Genomic DNA, 20,701 nt, shown 5'->3' on the forward strand with positions numbered 1-20,701 from the left:
TCTGTGTTTTGGACTTGTTCCCATCCTCTCCAGCGTGAGAACGAGTCATGACTTTTGAAACAGGTTTTCTTTGGTTTCTGCCAAAAACTCACCCAGCGGCCTTGTAGACACTTCTCCAGAATCAATCCCCTGCAGTGTCTTTTTAACCTCTTCTATTTGCCACTCTGACTTCTCTATGAAGTCAATCACAGCTTCAAGAATTAGATAGGAGATATCTTGATCTCTTATCCGCGCCAGCTCACTGAGTTTATCAAGTGTTTCCTGTTCAAATTTTACGCTTTGGACTGCCATGGACATAAGATTGATCTCGCTGGAGTGTTTGCGACTCGTTCCCACGCTCTGAGGGTGTTGCAAAACCGTTAAACAGTTTCATGAGCGCAGGCAACTCTAAAAAACTTGCCACCCCCATGCGACAATTTTAAATTTTGGGTTCTAGCGATTATTAGCCATTGAGTGCGGATGATCGCTAATATTTCCCAAATCACTGTAAATAAACGCTGCAAAGCAAAGGCTACTGCCCTGCTCAGGTTATAAGCCAGAAGGTGAAGGTTAAACTCCAGCTTCACTGAGTCTAATCCCCGACGGCGGAAGCGGTTTAGCCCCTGAACAGTTCGTAAATAACTGAACACTGGCTCAACCATCCCTTGACGTTTCTTATAAGCCTTCTTTGCCGCTGGATGCTCCATAACCCGGCGCAGCTCATCTTTAACGCTATCCATAGCAAAGCGCCTGATTTTTCGCCCAGCCTTGCTAGTGGTGCATTGCTTTCTCAACGGGCAATCACTGCAGGCTGCACCGCCATAAGTCCATTGCGCCTTCGAGTGGCTCGGATTTCTCGGGCGATAGATGAGCGTTAGTTTCTGACCTGCCGGGCATATGTACGCATCCTCTTCCGATTCATATCGGAAGCTGCCTTTATGGAATTTCTGATTCTTTTTAGGCTTGCCCGGATTACCACTTTCTGGACACAGTAGGCTGACATCTCTTGCCAGCGAGTCATTAATCACGCTGTCTGTAAAGTAACTACCGTCGACCAGCAGCTCTTCCGGTGTTTTGCCTATTATGCGTTCTGCCTGATCCATCATCTGAGGGATCACTGCGGCTTCATTGGTTGGATCAACAGCAGCAGCCAGAACCACTCGTTCTTCATTAGCTAGCACAGAGGGAAGATAAGCCTGTGCATACCCTCTGCCCCGTTTCATTTTGTGGCGGGCGGCTTCTGGCTCTGTTGGACTTATCCTTGTGTCCGATGTGTTTTTTTTGCCCCTGCGTTTTTGCTTTGCCTGACGCTCCTGTAATGTGTCGTACACTTCTGTTTGATGGGTCAGTGCTTCTTTCAAGGACTCATCATCAGGTGCCTTTTCTAATCGGGCTTTGCTTTCCTCAACCGCTGCGCGAGCTGCTTCTTCTTTGATCAATTTGTAGTTGGAGCAAGCAGCCTCAATTAAGGTTCCATCTCCAGCGACTGAGTCATTTGCTGACCCTGTGCGGTTGAGTACTGACTGAGTTAATGCCTCGAAAAAGGAGCCATTCAGGGCTTCTTGATGCCGGGTGATAAATCGTCCGATATTGGCATGATCCGGAAATATACCGCCACTGACCCACATACAACCCAAATCCATCCGAGCCATTCGCTCAATAAACCTGAGGGAAGTGACGCCATTAATAATTGCATACAAAATCAATCCAGCCATGCAGCGCGGTGCATAAGGTGGGCGACCGGATTCTGCATAGTCTTGCTCAAAAACAGACCAGTCCTGTTCATCCAGCAAGTCTGAAATAACAAAAGGAGTTTTGTCGTTGGTCATCTCCAGATGCTGACGCAACGGATGGCCGGACAAAAAGATCTCGTCAGCATCAGGATGAATAAATCGCCGTGATGAATGGCGGATTGTGCGTAGCTTTTGTCTCTCGGAAGGAGCAGGAGAAAACATATCCTGCTGGGGAGGCTGGTGCACTTTGATTTTTTGTTTGGTTGTCATCGGTCATCACGAGCAAACAGATATCAAGACAATGATACCTGTTTGTCTTGGGTTTCGCGACACCCTCGCTCTGCGTGGGAATGCATACCTTACCTAACAAGCTGGTACACGCTTTCAATGTAATTGATGGTTTCCCTTTATCAATGGCACCCAAACTCTGTTCACCCTGAGCGGAGTCGAAGGGTGGTTGGCACGTTCTCTTTTGTTGGTTCGGCATCAAACCTAACTAGCTGACCTGCCTTATCCAGTTTCTCATGCAAGCTACCAGGACTCAGTTCAAAACCATTAGGCCAGCACAAAGCGCCCAACTCAAGGAAAAAACGGCAAAAATACTGTGAACTCTCCAAGGGTAATGTCATAGCTGTTTTTTTAGACAACAACGGAGAAAAATCCATCACTCCGTAGGAACCATCAGAAAAAGAAAGGCGAATTTCTTTATCGTATAACCACTCAGCTTTTATCAATTTAATCATAATCAGCTCCCGGAATACGCTCTAGCGGCTGAAGCTCCACTGCTTTTTGCCAGTTATCAAATAGTGCTGTTTTATGGTCACCACACCAGTCAGATACCAATCTTGCGGCCTTTTTTGGAAGATAGCCCTTGAGAACCGTACCATCATTAATACACACCAAAGCCTCGTGACCTTGGTACTCAACATGGATATGTGGTGGTGGATGATCATCATGATACATTCTGATGTAAATTCCAAAAAAAGAAGAGATCACAGGCATCACAATTACCATCAGCTAAAAGCTTATATCATTGCCTCCAAAGCCAGATTGGTCAACTGTGGGGGGCTTACAACTGTTCCTATAAATATGGTCAAACATAACTCGTTCCCACCCTCTCTCAATATCGCCATATTAATAAACGCTCAAAGCACTTCATCTCCAACAGCCGGAACAGAATCCCATTCGGTAAACTCCTTCGGCATAGCGACCGACAGATCACACTGAGCCAGTAGCTCATCCATTGAATAACGTGGCCGGTTTGTGCTCTTGGTAATCACCAGACTATTCTTTACTTTCGTGATAACGATACCGTCCCCATCCTTCAAGTTCAGTTTACGCAGTAACTTTGGCGGTATAATGATTCCTGACGAGTTGCCAATCCTTCTAATGACCGTATTCATCCCGACATTTATCCTGATTGCCATGTTTTCAGGCCTGTAGGTTCCGACATTGAGATAAGTTAAATCGCCACCGACCAATGATTATTTTCAGCTTTTAGAGTCAGTTGTTGTATAACCTCAACTTCTTCACTCTCGGCAAGCAGGTTGAGAAAAAAGCTGATTTTGCTGTTTGTATCTACGGATTCCAGATAGATAGAGCGAAGCGCTGCATCTGAGGTTCTTGGTATGGCAGTTTGATCCTTCTCCCAACGAGCAACGGTTTGGGAGTCAACGCCCAATATTTCTGCCAGGTTCTTTTGGGACATTCCACATTCGATTCTCAAAAATCGCACTTCTTCACCCAGAAGTGGGCTTTTTTTTACAGTAATGTTCTTGGCAATAAGCTGATGCAGGCCGTGAACATTTTCCACGCCCACATAAGTCACTTCATCTATGACTTCAGTATTATAACCATCAGCCAGATGAATGTAGGATAAACCGCACTCTGCATAGTGATAACTCATCGTAACCCCCTCGTAACAGCATCGACCCAAAGCCAGATATAGAAAGATCCAGACAAATATGCAATCATCCGCCCCCTAATACTCGCCCAAGGAACCACCCCCATGACACACCAGCAAAACAGTCAGCCCCCCTACGAGCAGCTGTCTGATTGGCTTGACTGGTTAGAAAACACCCGCCCAGAACACGAAATGGAACTTGGCCTGGACAGAATAAGAAAGGTAGCCGAAAAGCTGGAGCTGACAACCCCCGCGCCTTTCGTGATCACAGTGGGCGGTACCAACGGCAAAGGATCGACGGTCGCCATTCTTGAGTCCATCCTTCTGGCAGCCGGATACAAAGTGGGCGTTTACACCTCTCCGCACCTGCTCAGATTCAACGAGCGTATTAAAGTCAATCGCATTGAGGCCAGCGACGAAAGCCTGTGCGCCGCTTTTCAAAAAGTGAACAACGGGCGTGGCGGAAACTGGCTGTCCTATTTCGAATTCGCCGTACTGCTGGCTGTGGATGTTTTCCAGAAAGAAAGCGTTGATATTGCGCTTATGGAAATTGGGCTGGGCGGTCGCCTGGACGCCACCAATATGATTGAACCCGATGTCTCAGTGGTGACCACCGTCGGTTTAGATCATCAGGACTGGCTCGGTTACAGCATCGAAGCCATCGCAAAAGAAAAAGCCGGTATTTTTCGCCCTGAAAAACCCGCCGTATTTGGTGGTATCGAGACACCCAATAGCATCGTCGATCAAGCTGTCAGGCTGGAATCAGCTCTATATAGAAGAAATAAAGAGTTCGAGCTAAGCGAAAAAAGCAAAACATGGCGCTGGAAAGGTTTGAACAGAACAGGTGAATGCATAGAATATGTCGACCTGACCAAACCTGAACTGGTGATTGACAATGCTGCCACCGCTCTGCAAGCAATACAGTTTTTACCTGAAGTCGTCAGCCGTGATGCCATCGACAAAGGCTTAAAAACATCGAGCCTCCCCGGTCGCTATGAAAAAGTCACTGAGACCAACAAAAGTGGCGAGCAAGTTGAAGTCATTCTCGATGTTGCCCACAACCCACAGGCAGCCACAAAACTGGTAGAGCGTCTAAAGGCAGAGCCGGTACCAGGAAAAACCCGTGCCCTGATGGCGATCTATAAAGACAAGGATTATCACGGGGTGATTGAGGCTCTGTCTGAAGTGGTCGATGAGTGGGTCGTCACTGACTTTGACTCGCCCAGGGCGCTGGACAAGGCCGATCTTAGTGAAGCCGTTGCGAGATATGCTGATTTGCCTGTGATGTCTGAAAATGCTGAAATAGCTTTTCAGCAGCTAACCGATACGTCAACCGCCCACGACAGGGTGCTGGTTGTTGGTTCGTTTTTGACAGTTGGCGCCATTTTGTGCAGTAGCAGAAAAGTCCCGTCCGCCAGATAGTTTGTCCTCTACCATTGTGTTTTACCTCCGGGTGTGTATAAGGAATTCGTATAAAATTGTCGTTTAATATAGGTAGTTTTAACTAGCTATAACGTGTAAGATTTACCCTCTTATGTGTAATTCTATGTGATGGGTAGAGAAGGCTATTACCTGCCGGTTTCCTGATGGGATAACCACTCAGGGTGTGTAATCAACAAAGTAGTCGACAATTTTTTAAGCAGCTTTTCAGAGAGAGTGTCATCTGAAGGGCGGTAGCGTGAAAAAATCCTAAGTATATACTCCCTGTTTTTGGAACCTCAAACAGTGAAAACCTTACTGTACTCCGACCTGCAACCCGAGAAGATCAAGGGTTTGCCTAAAACATTAAAAGCACTGGAAGAAGACGACTTCGTTCGAGCCGATGTCCGTAAAGTCGACCATAACCTCTACCGTGCCCGTTTGAACAAAAGCGACCGACTGCTGTTCAGCCTGTACAGTTACGAAGGTTCCACTTACTGTCTGGTACTTGAACATATTCGCAACCACGCTTACGAAAAGTCTCGTTTCCTCAGCCGTGGTGCCGAGATTGACGAAGAGAAAATCCCGACGGTTGCAAGCTCCGAAGCTCTGACCATAGAACCCCTGCCTTATCTGAATAACAATAGTAGTCAATTTAACCTGCTGGATAAAATTATCTCCTTCGATACGAGTCAGAAGGAGATTTACCAGATGCCAGCGCCATTGGTGATTATTGGCAGCGCAGGCAGTGGCAAGACCGCCCTGACCCTGGAGAAAATGAAACAGGCGGCAGGTGACGTACTCTATATCAGTCTGTCTTCATTCCTGGTTCAGAATTCCCGCAACCTTTACTACGCCAAAGGTTACGAAAATGAGTACCAGGAAGTCGACTTTCTCTCACTGAAAGAGTTTCTGGAAAGCCTGCAAGTACCTGCCGGCAAAGAAGTCTCCCTGAAAGACTTTGAAAACTGGTTTCGCCGCCAAAAAAGCCCGCTGCGTGACCCCCATAAAGTCTTCGAAGAATTCAGAGGCGTACTGACCAGCTCCTTCTCTGAAGCCTGGCTCAGCCGGGATGACTACCGACAGTTAGGCGTCAAACAATCCATCTTCAATGAAGAAGAACGTGCCTCTGTTTACGATCTGTTTGAGCGTTACCTGGCCTGGATGGAGAAAGAGGGATTCTACGACAGCAATATCGTCAGCTACCAATACCAGTCTCTGGCAAAGCCGCAGTACGACTTTATCGTTATCGATGAAGTACAGGATATTACCAACGTCCAGCTGTACCTGATTCTGAAAACCTTGCGAAATGCCGGGCAATTTCTGCTGTGCGGTGATTCCAACCAGATCGTGCACCCCAACTTTTTCTCCTGGGACAAGGTAAAAAGCCTGTTTTTCAATGAGCAGAAACTCTCGGGTGGCAGTGAAATCATCCGGGTACTGCAAACCAACTACCGCAACTCGGCAGTAGTGACAGCCATTGCCAACCGTATCCTGAAACTGAAACAGGCGCGCTTTGGTTCCATTGATAAAGAGAGCAACTACCTGGTTCAGAGTATTGGCGGCAAAGACGGCACCTTGCAGGTACTCAAAGACACCGATGCCGTCAAGCGGGACCTTAACGCCAAAACCGCGCTGTCCACCCGCTTTGCCGTGCTGGTCATGCACCCTGAACAGAAGCCCCTGGCCAGTCGCTGGTTTAAAACACCCCTGGTTTTCTCAGTTCAGGAAGCCAAAGGACTGGAATACGACAATATTATTCTTTTCAATTTTGTCCAGGATGAAGAGAAAGCGTTCCGGGAAATTGCCGCAGGCATTGACCCCAAACAGTTAGAAGGCGACAGCCTCAACTACGCACGCAGCAAAGATAAACGGGACAAATCCCTCGAAGTCTACAAGTTCTACATCAATGCCCTGTACGTGGCCATGACCCGTGCCGTCAACAACCTGTACCTTATCGAAGGAAACCTTAAGCACCCGCTGCTGAAGCTGTTGGACCTGGAGAACTTCTCTGGAGAATTGACCCTCGACAAGCAGGACTCTTCTCTCGAAGACTGGCAAAAAGAAGCCCACAAACTGGAATTGCAAGGTAAACAGGATCAGGCTGACGATATACGCAGTCGTATATTGCAAGAAAAACCAGTGCCCTGGCCAGTATACGACAGAGAAGCGTTTACTAAACTCTGTGAGCAAGGGTTCGAAGGCAGTGGCAACAAGAAAAAGCGAATACTGGCCCTTGAATACGCCATGCTCTACCATCACCAACCCACTTTGAATGCGCTGCAAGAACAAAACTTCAGGGCGGCTTTTGGTGATGAGGGTAAAAGCCTGAGCCAGCTGTATCGCAAGCACTACATGCTGTACACATTAAAAAACCCCGGAGGCGTGCTTCGCGATACAGAAAAATACGGCATCAACCACCGGACAATATTTAACCTGACCCCACTGATGGTCGCCGCCAAAACCGGCAACACCGAATTAGTAGACACCCTGATAGAACGGGGTGCCGAAGCCAGCCTGACCGGCTCCAACGGACTCAATGCCCTGCAAATGGCACTGGAGACAGCCACCGTTGATCCGACCTACAGCAGCAAAAAACTGCCTTCTATCTACGAACGACTCCAGCCCGACACCATGGCGATACAGGCAGAAGGCCGGTTAATCAAGCTGGATAAAAAGCTGATGGGGCTGTTTCTCTTTAACCTGATGTGTGCCCTGTTTTATCGCAAGCTGGGAGACCGACTCCCACGGTGGGAAGGCTTTACAGCTCAAGACTTAACGACGCTGGTTCAGGAACTACCCGACAGCGTATTGCCAGAGCGCAGAAAAAAACAAACCTATATCAGTGGTATTTTGTCGACTAACGAAGTTGACCGCGATCATCGTTATAACCGCAAACTGTTCAAACGCATACGCAGAGGTCACTACATTCTCAACCCGAACCTCAAGCTCCGCTTCACGATCAAGCAAGAAGAGACCTGGGTAGGCATCTACGACCTGCTCCAGCTGGATGACCTTGATGTGAATTACACAGCGATGTTGGGGGGAGACCAGGAACACCAGAAACTCATGCGGGAATTTTATCAGCAGCGCTTTGGCAGTCGGCTGAAAGAATCGGTGGCAGGTATAAAAGCGATGGTTGAGAGTGGGCCCAGTGTGATTGACTGAAATGTAACGTCTATCCCCACTCCCACTCGTTCCCACGCTCCGCGTGGGAATGCATACCTCCCCTGAAAGGCGGACTCTACAGCGCTAGGAGCCTGACCGAGAATAGCGCCCGTAGCGAGGACGGCAGAAGTTACGCTGCCTAAACCATTACCGATAGAGCTAGTATCAAACCAATGGAACCACTGCACAAGGCAGTCATCATATCATTTCTCAGGCGAGCTTATGGTGACTTGTTACAAGGTATACTGCTCTTTGGGAGCCATGCCAACGGCACAGCCAATAAAGAAAGTGACATAGACCTGGGTATTTTGATTGATGGTATGGCTGACCCGGTTGAACTATGGGAAAACGCCCAGACACTAGCCAGCCAGGTGAATACCAATATCGACTTGGTAGATTTACGCGCAGCAACCACTGTACTACAGCATGAAGTGATCAATACAGGAATCTGGCTGTGGCAGCAAGATACCGTAACCTGTGACTTATTCGAACTCCAGGTTATGTCGCTGTACCAGCAACTACAATACGATAGACGGGAAATCCTGAACGACTTACAAAGAAGGCTGCACAATGAATGACATTATTCTTAACAAATACTCAATCATTCAGCGTTGTATTGCCCGTATTAACGAAGAATACAAAGGTCATGAGTCTGAACTGTGCACAAATTACACTCAGCAGGATTCTATAATTCTGAATATTCAGAGAGCTTGCCAGGCTGCCCAGGATATGGCGAACTACGTTATCAAACTGAAAAAATTGGGAATCCCCCAGAATGCCAGAGAATCTTTCCAGCTACTAAACGATCATGGACTGGTATCAGCCCCACTCACAATCAGTATGATAAAAATGGTTGGGTTCAGGAATATAGCGGTCCACGAGTACCAAAAATTGAACATAGCTATTCTTAAATCTGTTATAGAAAAGCATGTTGATGAAATTAACTGGTTCGCAGAAGAAGTTATGCGCAGCTTTAATAATGATGGACAATGAAAGACCTGAACCCGCAGGGAAAAAACATGAAACCCCCTGAAATTATTGACCTGTAGCTGAAGTCCTTGCTGGGCAGTCACTTTCATGATTTTGCCGTGTCAGTGACCCACGCCGAACTTCGAAAGTCGGCCACAAGCTAACAGACATCCTTTCAAAGCTGTGAAGAAAATACGACAGGTCAATACCATTGAGAATCACAAACGAACATGCAGGCCATATTTGCAACGTGCTTCAGCATCACTTTGGTGCCAAAACTGATATCTGGCTCTTCGGCTCCAGAGTTGATGATAATCAGCGTGGCGGTGATATAGATCTCTACATAGAAACCGACCTGCAAAGCCCAGAAGCGGTTATTGATGCTAAACTCCACAGTCTGGTGGACATCAAACAGCACATCGGTGACCAGAAAATTGACCTGGTCATTTATCGACGGGGAAAACGCCGGGAAGCGATTCACCATGAAGCCAGAAATACCGGGATTCAATTGAATGGCAACAGAGCTCTGGGGTAATGAATGAGTAGCAAACGACAAATTGCAGACGTTATCGGGCGCACCCTCTTGATTTGTGACCGTCATGCTTTGCGCCTTGAATGGGTGATGGCCGAAGTGAAAAGCCTGTTTCCATTGAATGCCAAAGCGTTCGAAAACCTTGCTCCGGCTGAAGTGGCGTACATGGATCAATTTGCCACCCGGTTCAGTAAATTACAGGATGCAATGGGAGCAAAACTCTTTCCTCAGGTGTTGGATTTGGTGGGAGAGCAGGGGGCGTTAAACACCTTTATCGACAAGCTCAACCGGCTGGAAAAAATAGAAGCGATTGACAATGCAGCCCAATGGCTTTTATTTCGTGAGATGCGCAATGCTTTTGCCCATGATTACCCGGAAGACAGTGAGCTCACCGCCAAGACGTTGAACCGGGCCATGCCGCTGGCTGGCGAGTTGTTAACGGTCTACCGTAATATTCGGGGTTTTGCCTTGCGTTATGGTGCTGTTTTGCCGGGGGAGTGCAACGATGGCTGACGACATCAAAATCGACTGCGGAAAGTTTAAACAGTCATTAACGCTGCTGGAATCTCAATACCATCATCAGCAGACACTTGATCACGCATTACCCAACTGGATTCAAGAGGCAGTATCGGAATCTGTTACCCGGCGATTTGGAAACTGTTATGACTGTCTGTGGAAAGTGCTAAAGCACTATTTAAAAATCAGTCTTGGGTTACCTGATGTACCTAACAGTCCGAAACCGCTATTTCGGATTGCCAATGAAAACAGACTGCTGCCGTCGGATATTTCGCAATGGTTGATCTATGCGGATAGCCGTATTGATCCTTCCCATAATTATGATGGCAATAAAACAAAGGCAGCACTCGATTTAATGGATGCTTTTGTAAGAGATGCGATTGCCTTATACGAGACCATAAGTGGGGAACGCTGGCTCTGAACTATTCCACCGACCATCCTCCGGCACCATTCAAAGCTATGAACAAAAAACGACAGCTAGCGATAAAAGAAGACCAGCTGTTGCTCTTGCGGCAGCAGCTGGACAGCATGAGCCAGATGGAAGAGTTGCTGAAATGGTCTTTGGCTCGCTGTCAGGCTGTAACTGTTGAGAAGGGAAATACGCCAGAACTTGAAGATCTGGACAAGTTTGAAGCCCTTACCGCTCGTTTTGTTCGCTTTAACGATTTCTTGTTACTAAAAATATTCCGTCTGGTCGATGTTATAGATCTCGAAGACGAGGGCTCGAACCGCGATAGAATCAACCGGGCTGAGAAGAAAGGTTTGATTGATAGTGCCAGTGAATTTATAGAAATTCGTGAATTGAGGAATAGTATTGGTGATGAATACCAGACAGTGGCATTGGATCTGATTTTCTCCAGGGTTCTTGAATTTGCGCCTGTGTTGCTTGGTGTTGCTGACAAGGTTAGGTGGTATTGTTCGCAGTATAGTGGTGAACTGCATATTGGATTATAAACTTACAATGGGATTTTTTTAGGTGACTATTAGTAGCACCCATAATGAATAGGCTAAATTTTAATCAAAAAGTTTTGGCTGCTGCCTGCTAAATCCGATTACTAGTGGGTTTTCGGGTAGGCACTAAATAAGCCTGACATCTCAGCACTGAAATTTCTATTGAAATATATGATAAAGTCAATTCTAATTTCCTCAATGATATTAAATATTGGTATTCTGCTTGGGAGAATCACAGGGTTTATTAGAGAGAGTATTGTTGCTTCTATTTACGGTATAAGTAGTCAAGCTGACACAGTAATCTTAATGCTGAGTGTTCCAGATATTTTGGTTAATATTCTCATGGGAGGTGCGTTAGGAGCTGTTCTAATACCAGAGTTTAATAGAAATCCTGAATATGCACGAAGGCTGGTCTATCAGGCTATAGTAGTTTTCGGTATTTTGTTTTTGTTGCTGGCAATCTTAATATATTTCAAGATGGAATGGCTAATATCCATTTTTGCTCCTGGGTTTGGCTATGATGAATTTGAAAGAACTGTAGAAGCTGTTGGCTATGTTATCTGGTTGTTACCGTTAACGGTTATAGCTGGGGTTACTACGGCATTTCTACAATCACGAAACCAATATATGATTCCAGCAATGGGAACATTAATAATAAATGTATCAATTATCTTCGGGTTGTGGGTTATTAGGCAGGTTGGAGGTGGTGTGTATGTATTATCTGCTTCCGTCCTCTTTGGCGGAATATTAAGATTTGTTTCACAATTAGTAAAAATTGGTGATTTAAAATTCACGCCGTTAAAAAGTCTTAATTCTCTTCTTATAAACAAAAAGCTGTTTTTGCATTATCTTCAGGCTGTGGTATCCGGTAGCGCGATTCTACTATTTCCAGTTTTTGCAAGATCTCAGGCATCTTACTTGGATCCCGGCAGCTTGGCAGTTTTGAATTATTCAACGAAGTTGATTGAGTTTCCATTAGCTATAACTGTAACATTTCTTTCAGTTGTATTATTTCCAAAACTCTCTAAAAGCTACTTTGAAAATCCAAGTGATCACTCAAAAATTGTTAAATATGGAGTGCAATTAACTTTGTTTTTGTCAGTAGCTGTTTCAAGCGCTCTAAGTTCAATAAGTGAGTCATATACTTCGGTTGTTTATGGTTATGGAAAGATTGATTCTACAAATATACAAGAAATTTCAGGCTTGACAGAGTGGGGTATTTGGTTGTTGCCCTTGATGGGATTGTCTACATTTTTAACGGCTGTGTTTAACTCAAGGAATAATACGTTTACACCTCTTATTGTCAATGTATTTGGGCTGATTTTATTTATTTTGATTTATAAGATAGGGCTCTATGGCTACGACTTGTACGCAATCATTTTCTCAATGCTTACAAGTAACCTTTTAATGGTTCTTTTTCTTTTTCTGTTTCTTCGGATAGAAGGTTTGAGCTGGCTGAATACAATGTTGGAAACCCGTTTCTCCTTTTTGCTTCTAATTTGTTCGCTATCAATATGTATCATATGCGTTAAGATTCAAAGCTTTGACTTAAATAATTGGGTAAAAATATTTATATCTGCCTTGGTGTCTTCCTTACTTTTAGTTGCTGCGTTCTTGATGAGGAAGGAAGTAAGAGAACAATTAATGGTAAAGATGAAAAGAAATGATTGAATATATATTTATTACCAACAATCCAGAGCTTGCAGAATATGGTGAGCTTTGTGGTGTGGGGCGAATATTTGTAGACTTAGAAGTGATGGGGAAAAAAGAGCGACAAGGCCATCTGGACACCCTTATAAGTGAACATTCTTTAGAAGACGTGAGCAAAATTAAGGCAAAACTTCAAAGTATTCCGCTTATGGTGCGTGTAAACCCACTTCACAATGGGACGAAGCATGAAGTTGAGCAAGCGATTTCCGAAGGAGCTGACATGTTAATGCTCCCTATGTTCAGATCAGCAAAACAAGTACAGCAGTTTTCAAAATATGTCGATGGTCGGGTTGGAATTGTACTTCTTGTTGAAACACAGGCGGCAGCAGAGTCTCTGGAAGAGATTGTTAATGTTGACGGAGTATCCGAAATACATATTGGCCTGAATGATCTACACCTTGACATGCGTTTGAACTTTATGTTTGAACCATTAGCAAATGGTTTAGTTGATAAGATGGTTAAGATCATTAAAGAAGCAGGGCTGAAATTTGGCATAGGTGGAATTGCTCGAATGAGTGAGGGTATTGTGCCCGGTGAGTCTGTTCTAGCAGAACATGTAAGACTGGGGTCTAGTGCTGTCATACTTTCAAGAACATTTCATAGGCAGAGCGAAACAGTAGAAGAGCTAGAAAAAGTTGTAAATTTAAGAGGAGAAATTGAAAAGTTAAAAAATGAAGAAATACGATTGTCAATGAGAACGCAGGAGCAAGAAGAAATAGATCGTATGAAATTCAAGGAATTAGTTGATAGTTTTGTAGTAAGGAAAGTTTGTGAAACGTCTATTTGATATATTAGTTTCATTATTAGCAATTATATGCTTTTTTCCCCTCTTTGTGGTTGTTGCAGTAGCAATAAAATTAGATTCAAAAGGTAGTGTATTATTTACGCAAGCTCGCATAGGTCTTCATGGTAAAACTTTCTCTATTTATAAGTTCAGAAGCATGGTTTCAGATGCGACAGAAAAAGGACCGTACTTTACTGTCGGCAACGATAGTCGCATTACACGAGTTGGCTCATTTATTAGGAAAACAAGTATTGATGAGCTACCACAGCTAATCAATGTTTTGCAGGGTAGCATGAGTATTGTTGGTCCTCGACCTAATGTTCCAGAACAAAAAAAAGAATATACACAAGCTCAGTGGCAACTACGCAATTCTGTAAAGCCTGGTATTACAGGTCTGGCTCAGGCTACGCTACGATCGGAAGCTACACCTGAACAACGAACAGAACTTGATCTTGAGTATGCCAAGAAGATGTCAATGATTACGGATTTCAAGATTATTTTAATGACCATTAAGCAAGTACTGTCTAAAGGTGGTAACTGAGTATGTGCGGAATCTTTGGATATGTTGATACTAACAATAACAGAATTTCAGATGAAACCTTGCAATGTATGGGCGAATCCATACAGCATCGCGGCCCTGATGGACAGGGTTGCTATCATGATGAATCCCATGCCATAGCGCTGGGTAATCAAAGACTGGCAATACTTGATATTGAACATGGTCAACAGCCATTTATTTCTGATGATAACAATATCGTGGTTGTTCAAAATGGTGAAATATTCAACCATGTTGAGCTAGCTCAGGAGCTTGCTGAAGATGGTTATTTTTGCAAGACTCACTGTGACACTGAAGTTATACTCAGGCTGTATGAAAGAGATGGTATTGATTTCGTCTCTAAATTAAATGGCATGTTTGCTATTGCTATTTATGATAAAACACAGAACGCTGTTTTTCTTATCAGGGATCGGGTAGGTGAAAAGCCGCTATATTATTTTAACAACGCTACTCAAACAGTTTACGCTTCAGAAATTAAAGCAATTTTGAAATCTGTGGAGCAACCTGAACTTGATTATCAGGCTTTAAATAACTTTCTTGCATTTAATTATGTTCCACCTCCACTCACAATGTTTGAGAATATCAAGCATGTGATGCCAGGTCACTGGTTAAGAATAACAGCGCAAGGTATCGAAGAAAACTGTTGGTGGGATATTTCAAAAATAACTACAGTCAATAAAAGCGAATTAGAATGGATTGAAGAATTTAACACTATCCTTGCCGATGCTGTAAAAATCAGGTTAAGAGCAGATGTTCCTTTTGGTGCTTTTTTATCAGGTGGTGTGGACTCAAGCACAGTTGTAGGTCTAATGAGTAAGTACCTGAATCAGCCTGTAAAAACATTTTCCATCGGATTTGATGATCCAAGATATGATGAGTCACCATTTGCACAAGCAGCTGCTGAGAGATTTCATACAAATCATACCCTGCAAAAAGTTGATCCAAATTTAATCGACTTATGGCCAATGGCTACCTATCATTGTGATCATCCGCATGGTGATGTCTCTTTCCTGCCAACATACAAGGTGGCACAACTTGCCTCAGAACACGTTAAGATGGTGCTGACAGGTGATGGTGCAGATGAGCTTTTTGCAGGTTATGACAAATATAAGACATTCTTTGCTGAGGATATTGGTGGGCTTAATAATGTGGATTTTCAGGAAAAATACACAAATAATATTTCATTATTTGATACTGAGGAAAGAAAGAAATTACTCTCCGTTGAAAGCCAAAAAAGAATAGGCATATTTGACGCTGATAAAGTTATTAGACCTTTTTTTAGTAAAGTCGAAAATATGGATCGCATTAATCAGGCGCTCTATATCGATACAATTTTGTTACTCTCAGGAAATAATTTAGTTAAGCCTGATCGAATGGGAATGGCAGTTTCTATTGAAAATAGGTCTCCCTTCCTAGATTATCGAATGATTGAGCTGGCATTTTCTATGCCTGGGACATTAAAGCTAAAATCAGGAGAAACAAAATATATTTACAAAAAGGCAGTAACCCCCTTGATTGGAGAAGAACTTGCTTATAGACGGAAACAGATGTTTACCGTACCAATAGGTGATTGGTTTAAAACCGAGCTTGCCGACATGTGCTGTGATTTGTTGCTATCAGAGAGAGCAGTTAACCGAGGGCTGTTTGATTATAATTATATACGTAGCCTCTATGAAGAGCATTGCAGTGGTGAAAATAATAATACACGTGAAATCCGTGCCTTGATGGCATTAGAGCTATGGTTTCGTGAAGTCGTAGATCATTAAAGCAAAGCCTTTAGTAGGGTAATTATTATGCTTAGGGTAGACATTAAACGAAGCCCTTTACTGGTAAAGGCCATAGAGGTGTTTCTGACCACCTGGATAAGAATTCAGAAACGAGTTCTCTGGGCTGTATGGGTATGAGCAATGAAGTAGAATCACAATACCTGGTTACATGCCTGCTCTGCAGCCCTTGTGTTATAACAACTTTATAAAAGATGATAATTATATATCAAAGCTATGAACTTTTTTGAGTATGGTATAGATGTCTGGTAGAAATTTTTTTTATATTTTCGTTTTTTTATTGTTTTCTTTAATATTTCCTAAATCTATGTTTTATGGGAATGGCGTAGATGGTTTCTATAGTCAAATAAATTTCATAGATAACAATTTGCAGCCGACTGGTTTATTATGGTTCATACATTTTGCTAGATATATTGTTGTTTGGCCTTTCTGGTTTCTTTATAAGTTAAACGCGCCTGTTTTTTTTCAATCAATAGTTCTTCTCCTTTATATGCTCCCTTTTTTGATTTCTAGGAATGGGAAATGGAAATATTTCATTCTACTTTCTCCTTTGTTTTTTAGCTACAGAACAGCTCTAGTTATTCTTTCAATTAGTATTTTATATCATTATTTTTTGGGTGTTTATAAAGGAAAAGGAAGATTGTTTTATGCTCTATTGCTTGCCAATTTGAGTTCAGGTGTTTTAATTCCATTTATGCTCATATTGTATTTTATAAGAAAGAGTATTGGGATAAATGGAAAGCTATTCTTTGCTGTGGCAACGCTACTAGTTTTATCAGTATTGCCTTCTATTTCACATAAAATATATTATTTTACTGAGGGAGTGGAAGCTGATAAAAATGCTATAGCTCTGAATTCAGAGTACGACTTAGTATGTGATCAAAATTTAATATGTACAATGCTAAAGAGGAGTAATATTTATAGCTCATATATTATAGGTAATTATGGGAAAACAGCATTTTATACATTTTTTGTGCTGTCAACTTTGATTTTGTCTCTGTACTCGATGGCTCGAAGGGATAAAACTTATTGCTTTTTTCTGACTTCTTTCTTAGGTGTAGTTTTTGAAGGGCTATGGGTGGTCTCCTTTTTCTTCGTAGTTCTATCCTATATTTTAGATATATTAAGAAGAGTTAGGTTTGTATAGCTTTTTTACAATTCTCAAGAATGATTTAAACAAGTGCTCGACTTTAGTGATACGGGTTCATCTTTAGCGGACTAGCCCGCCCTGCGGGCACACATCTTTGAGTAACTCTTTGCTGCCAACCTCAAGTCTTCGTCCTACGATAAGAAAGAAGGCATACCCGAGCCAGAGACCGAACGCACACTGGTGCACTTGCCCGAACTTTAGCGTGGTCGGGAGGCTGGCGACCGCATCACTGATGACGCTTGGCGATCTCGTTCGGAAGACTGCATATGATCGACAGCCCCATACTCGGATATGCCTTCGTCCAGCAGTATAGGAAGACAGTCATGAAGCACAACCCAAATTCGGTTAAAGTTCAAAAGCGGATATCTGGCCATCTCAAAACCGTCAATCTCTATGCTGCAGGCATTGATATTGGCTCTGAGTTCCACTTCGTTGCTGTCCCTGAAGAGCTGGATGACCAGCCGGTTCGGTCTTTTGCCTGCTTTACCGCTGATCTTGAAATGATGGCCCAATGGCTCGTGAAAACCGGAATTACAACTGTGGTCATGGAGTCTACCGGAATCTACTGGATTCCCGCTTTTGAAATGCTTGAAGAACACGGCCTGGACGTCAAACTGGTGAATGCACGGCATGTCAAAAACGTCCCTGGTCGTAAAACAGATGTTCAGGACTGCCAGTGGTTACAGCAATTGCATACTCATGGTCTGCTTGAGGGGGCTTTTCGCCCAGAAGATCAAATGTGCGCCTTGCGAGCCTACATGCGACAGCGTGAAACCCTGATCCGCTATCGGGCGTCACACATCCAGCACATGCAGAAAGCTTTACGACAAATGAACCTGCTGTTGGACAATGTGGTTACGGATATCACGGGTAAAACGGGTATGGGCATCATTCGCTCCATTCTTGCGGGAGAGCATGACCCAGAGGTACTGGCCAAACATCGGGACTCTCATTGTAAAAAATCAGAGAAAGTCATTGCCAAGTCACTGCATGGGCATTACCGGGCAGAGCATCTCTTTGCCTTAAAGCAATCTGTTGCGCTTTATGATTTTTATGAAAAGCAAATCGAAGATTGTGACAAGGCGTTGGAAGGCCAGTTGAACCAGTTTGATGATAAGTCCGAGAGTTCCTTTCTGCCTGCTGCAAAGCGAAAATCAGCCAGCGCCCCTGGTTTTGACGTGAGATCCCATCTTTACCGGGCGACAGGGGTAGATCTGACAGCGATTGAGGGAATAGAGGAAAATACCGCCCTGAAGGTTGTTTCTGAAATTGGTACAGACATGGGTCGTTGGCCGACGGTTAAGCACTTTTGTTCCTGGCTGGGGCTGAGTCCTGGAAACAAGATATCAGGCGGAAAAGTGTTGAGCAGCAAAACCAAAAGAATCCCCAATCGGGCTGCTTCAGCCCTGCGTATGGCTGCTCTGACACTAGTGAACTCGAAAAGTGCGCTGGGAGCCTATTATCGCAGGATGAGAAGCAAGCTGGGGGCTCCAAAAGCGATTACGGCGACAGCGCATAAACTTGCCCGGCTGATTTACAGCATGCTGAAAAACGGCTCGGAGTACGTTGACCGAGGTCAGGAGTACTACGAAGAGCAATACCGTGATCGAGTTGTAAAAAACATGAAAAAGCGTGCTGAAGATATGGGCTATAAACTGGTCAAACTTGAAACAGCCTCACCATCTTGACGCTGTGCAAGTGGCGAGTTCCGAGGGAGTTACTCAGAAGGGACTTTGGAACAAACCAGACGAATCAGGTGACGGGATAAATCTTTCCATCGCCACTTGCCATGGGAAATCCAGTGGTGATAACTGCTCCATAAACGCTGGTAGTCAATGGATAGCAAGGACTGGGTGACAAAACCATCTCCTGACAAGAGGCAGCCAAACAGAAGTTCACAGAACGTTGGTACTGCTGTTGGTGATAGCGCACCGGCAAGAAAAGTTGTATAAAAAGCGAGCTCCCGGAGGATCACTCGATGGTCAGCTGTGAGCATGGCAACCGTCTCTCTTTTTACTTGGCTTGAGACGGTTGCTTTTAGCAGAATTTGGATGAATAAGTAGAACTATTGTCCTTTGAGAACTCTAAAGTCGAGTAAACAAGTGGTCAGAAATGAAGAATCAGGCATCAAATCAATACTCTAGAAGAATTGAGTCACTGGACTATTTACGTGGGATCATGGCGTTATCAGTCATGCTGTTCCATTATTATTCTTGGGCTTTTGGCAGCCTTGATGCGAGTTCTCTATTATCTAAACTAGGTATTTATGCTGTTTCTATATTTTATATTTTAAGTGGTTTGAGTCTTTCTATTGTTTATGTTAATCGCTCGGCGAATAAGTTTAACTGCTATGAATTTCTGTTGAAAAGAATCTTTAGAATTTTACCTTTGTTTATAGTTGTGGTCTCCGCATACATAGCACTAAATTTACTTTCTAAACCCAAACCATCTAGAAAACCGGAGTTTTACCACTCTGACAGATTGTTTGCCCTTAGGCGCTCTTCTTCATCATTAAGAGAATCTTTGACCCAGAGTCTGTCAGCTACTTTTTCAGGATTTCGGTTTATACGTTCAACGAATTTTTTTGCGGCTTCGAGCAGATCTTCTGCCGTTTTATGGCAGTGATGGTATGTAACATCTTCCCGGAACCAGCGCCATAAGGCTTCTACAGGCATAAAGTCAGGGCTGTAGGCTGGCATCTGGATAATGTTCAAATTCAGGCGTAGCCCCGCGTCCCTTACAAAGTGTGCGGTATGCCATGATGCACCATCCCACACAATGTCGATTTTCCTGTCAGGGTTCTCCTGCCTGATTCGTTCCAGAACATTAACGGTGTGCTCTTTCCGCCCACAGGGATAAGGCCACATTCTGACCTGACCAAAATTGTAGTAATAGATTCCGTAGAAGGTGATCTTGTCAGCCAGCTTTGGAGAGTGTGAACTGACCCAGAGTCTTTCGCCTTTACGGGACCAGCCATAGCCAATATCGGCATCTTGATGAATATGAGCTTCGTCAATGTAGACCAGCAGGCGTTTCTGGAAAGTGGCTTCTGACAGCAACGGCTTTAAAGTTTCAAGAAAGGTAGCCCGTTTTACCGAGTCAGCCTTGTTGAGCAGTTTTTTGGCTTTCTTCCATGAATACCCCTGCCGTTTAAGAACCTGTCGTATGGTCTCACGGCAACATCGTACCTGAAAGCAATCCCAACACCATTGAACCAAGTATTTCAACGTCCAGCGAGGTGAGTTAAGAGAACTTTCCTGGTTAGCTGCTTTTTCCAGTGTCCGGTCAATCAGGCAAGCAGCAGCTTTACTGATAATTTGACAAAAGGGGGGCGGCCCCCAGTCCGCTTATAAACCATAGCCTCCGGCCCCTTTGAATTGTAGCGGTGAATCCAGTCAGTGACCGTTTCGAGATGCCGCCCCAATTGCTTGGCAACCTGAGTTGCAGAAGAACCCTGTGCCACTTGATAGAGCGCAGAAAAGCGCTCTCGTGTACGTGGGTGAGCTGCATGTATGGACTGCTGGAGCAGACAATCTTGTGTCTGCTG

Annotated in this window: 22 protein-coding genes; 14 read left to right on the top strand and 8 right to left on the bottom strand. The window is 44.1% G+C overall.

The annotated features are described in order from the left end of the window. Positions 1–45 precede the first annotated feature (45 nt). The 6 genes from K7B67_RS06505 to K7B67_RS06530 form a co-directional block, all read right to left on the bottom strand. Complete coding sequence (locus K7B67_RS06505; protein WP_252179544.1) at positions 46–297, bottom strand: hypothetical protein; 252 nt, start codon at positions 295–297, stop codon at positions 46–48. Between the two features lie 62 nt (positions 298–359). Next, the gene (locus tag K7B67_RS06510) at positions 360–1,982 is read right to left on the bottom strand and encodes an IS1182 family transposase (RefSeq protein ID WP_252179545.1); all 1,623 of its coding nucleotides are present in this window, start codon (positions 1,980–1,982) and stop codon (positions 360–362) included. Positions 1,983–2,143: 161 nt separating this feature from the next. Beyond that, positions 2,144–2,455: a DUF2442 domain-containing protein gene (locus K7B67_RS06515; protein ID WP_252179546.1), complete on the bottom strand. Its 312-nt coding sequence runs from the start codon at positions 2,453–2,455 to the stop codon at positions 2,144–2,146. Beyond that, positions 2,448–2,714 carry a DUF4160 domain-containing protein gene (locus K7B67_RS06520; protein ID WP_252179547.1) on the bottom strand — a complete coding sequence of 89 codons (267 nt, stop codon included), beginning with the start codon at positions 2,712–2,714 and terminating at the stop codon, positions 2,448–2,450. The genes K7B67_RS06515 and K7B67_RS06520 overlap by 8 nt, the downstream gene beginning before the upstream one ends. A 143-nt stretch (positions 2,715–2,857) precedes the next feature. Further along, the gene (locus K7B67_RS06525; RefSeq protein WP_252179548.1) at positions 2,858–3,115 is read right to left on the bottom strand and encodes an AbrB/MazE/SpoVT family DNA-binding domain-containing protein; all 258 of its coding nucleotides are present in this window, start codon (positions 3,113–3,115) and stop codon (positions 2,858–2,860) included. Positions 3,116–3,174: 59 nt separating this feature from the next. Further along, complete coding sequence (locus K7B67_RS06530; protein WP_252179549.1) at positions 3,175–3,618, bottom strand: helix-turn-helix domain-containing protein; 444 nt, start codon at positions 3,616–3,618, stop codon at positions 3,175–3,177. 102 nt (positions 3,619–3,720) lie between these two features. Between K7B67_RS06530 and folC the strand changes: the two genes are divergently transcribed. The 14 genes from folC (at position 3,721) to K7B67_RS06600 (ending at position 18,842) form a co-directional block, all read left to right on the top strand. Next, entirely contained in the window at positions 3,721–5,037 is a 1,317-nt protein-coding gene (folC, locus tag K7B67_RS06535) for a bifunctional tetrahydrofolate synthase/dihydrofolate synthase (RefSeq protein WP_252179550.1), read from the top strand. A gap of 303 nt (positions 5,038–5,340) precedes the next feature. Then, positions 5,341–8,202 carry an ankyrin repeat domain-containing protein gene (locus K7B67_RS06540; RefSeq protein ID WP_252179551.1) on the top strand — a complete coding sequence of 954 codons (2,862 nt, stop codon included), beginning with the start codon at positions 5,341–5,343 and terminating at the stop codon, positions 8,200–8,202. 173 nt (positions 8,203–8,375) lie between these two features. Beyond that, positions 8,376–8,780 (top strand): nucleotidyltransferase domain-containing protein, encoded by a 405-nt coding sequence (locus tag K7B67_RS06545; protein WP_252179552.1) that lies wholly within the window; start codon positions 8,376–8,378, stop codon positions 8,778–8,780. Next, positions 8,773–9,195, top strand: coding sequence for a DUF86 domain-containing protein (locus K7B67_RS06550; RefSeq protein ID WP_252179553.1), 423 nt, complete (start codon positions 8,773–8,775; stop codon positions 9,193–9,195). Before K7B67_RS06545 ends, K7B67_RS06550 begins: the two co-directional genes overlap by 8 nt. A 187-nt stretch (positions 9,196–9,382) precedes the next feature. After that, positions 9,383–9,706 (top strand): nucleotidyltransferase domain-containing protein, encoded by a 324-nt coding sequence (locus K7B67_RS06555; RefSeq protein WP_252179554.1) that lies wholly within the window; start codon positions 9,383–9,385, stop codon positions 9,704–9,706. A 3-nt stretch (positions 9,707–9,709) separates the two neighbouring features. Then, positions 9,710–10,216, top strand: a complete 507-nt coding sequence (locus K7B67_RS06560; RefSeq protein ID WP_252179555.1) for a hypothetical protein — start codon at positions 9,710–9,712, stop codon at positions 10,214–10,216. Further along, complete coding sequence (locus tag K7B67_RS06565) at positions 10,209–10,640, top strand: nucleotidyltransferase substrate binding protein (protein ID WP_252179556.1); 432 nt, start codon at positions 10,209–10,211, stop codon at positions 10,638–10,640. Before K7B67_RS06560 ends, K7B67_RS06565 begins: the two co-directional genes overlap by 8 nt. A gap of 107 nt (positions 10,641–10,747) precedes the next feature. Then, positions 10,748–11,173 carry a hypothetical protein gene (locus tag K7B67_RS06570; protein WP_252179557.1) on the top strand — a complete coding sequence of 142 codons (426 nt, stop codon included), beginning with the start codon at positions 10,748–10,750 and terminating at the stop codon, positions 11,171–11,173. A gap of 195 nt (positions 11,174–11,368) precedes the next feature. Continuing rightward, positions 11,369–12,841 (top strand): lipid II flippase MurJ, encoded by a 1,473-nt coding sequence (locus K7B67_RS06575; protein ID WP_252179558.1) that lies wholly within the window; start codon positions 11,369–11,371, stop codon positions 12,839–12,841. Beyond that, positions 12,834–13,667 carry an aldolase/citrate lyase family protein gene (locus tag K7B67_RS06580; protein ID WP_252179560.1) on the top strand — a complete coding sequence of 278 codons (834 nt, stop codon included), beginning with the start codon at positions 12,834–12,836 and terminating at the stop codon, positions 13,665–13,667. Before K7B67_RS06575 ends, K7B67_RS06580 begins: the two co-directional genes overlap by 8 nt. After that, positions 13,651–14,205: a sugar transferase gene (locus K7B67_RS06585; RefSeq protein ID WP_252179561.1), complete on the top strand. Its 555-nt coding sequence runs from the start codon at positions 13,651–13,653 to the stop codon at positions 14,203–14,205. The genes K7B67_RS06580 and K7B67_RS06585 overlap by 17 nt, the downstream gene beginning before the upstream one ends. Before the next feature lie 2 nt (positions 14,206–14,207). Continuing rightward, positions 14,208–15,986: an asparagine synthase (glutamine-hydrolyzing) gene (gene asnB / locus K7B67_RS06590; protein WP_252179562.1), complete on the top strand. Its 1,779-nt coding sequence runs from the start codon at positions 14,208–14,210 to the stop codon at positions 15,984–15,986. Between the two features lie 259 nt (positions 15,987–16,245). Further along, positions 16,246–17,151: a hypothetical protein gene (locus K7B67_RS06595; protein WP_252179563.1), complete on the top strand. Its 906-nt coding sequence runs from the start codon at positions 16,246–16,248 to the stop codon at positions 17,149–17,151. Positions 17,152–17,477: 326 nt separating this feature from the next. Continuing rightward, positions 17,478–18,842, top strand: coding sequence for an IS110 family transposase (locus K7B67_RS06600; RefSeq protein WP_252179564.1), 1,365 nt, complete (start codon positions 17,478–17,480; stop codon positions 18,840–18,842). 29 nt (positions 18,843–18,871) lie between these two features. Here the strand turns inward: K7B67_RS06600 and K7B67_RS06605 are convergent, their stop codons facing one another. Both K7B67_RS06605 and K7B67_RS06610 read right to left on the bottom strand, forming a co-directional pair. Beyond that, positions 18,872–19,150 carry a transposase gene (locus K7B67_RS06605; RefSeq protein WP_252179565.1) on the bottom strand — a complete coding sequence of 93 codons (279 nt, stop codon included), beginning with the start codon at positions 19,148–19,150 and terminating at the stop codon, positions 18,872–18,874. A gap of 469 nt (positions 19,151–19,619) precedes the next feature. Further along, entirely contained in the window at positions 19,620–20,471 is an 852-nt protein-coding gene (locus K7B67_RS06610; protein ID WP_346658273.1) for an IS630 family transposase, read from the bottom strand. Between the last annotated feature and the right edge of the window lie 230 nt (positions 20,472–20,701).

This window comes from Endozoicomonas sp. 4G (assembly GCF_023822025.1).
In the GTDB taxonomy this organism is placed as follows: domain Bacteria; phylum Pseudomonadota; class Gammaproteobacteria; order Pseudomonadales; family Endozoicomonadaceae; genus Endozoicomonas_A.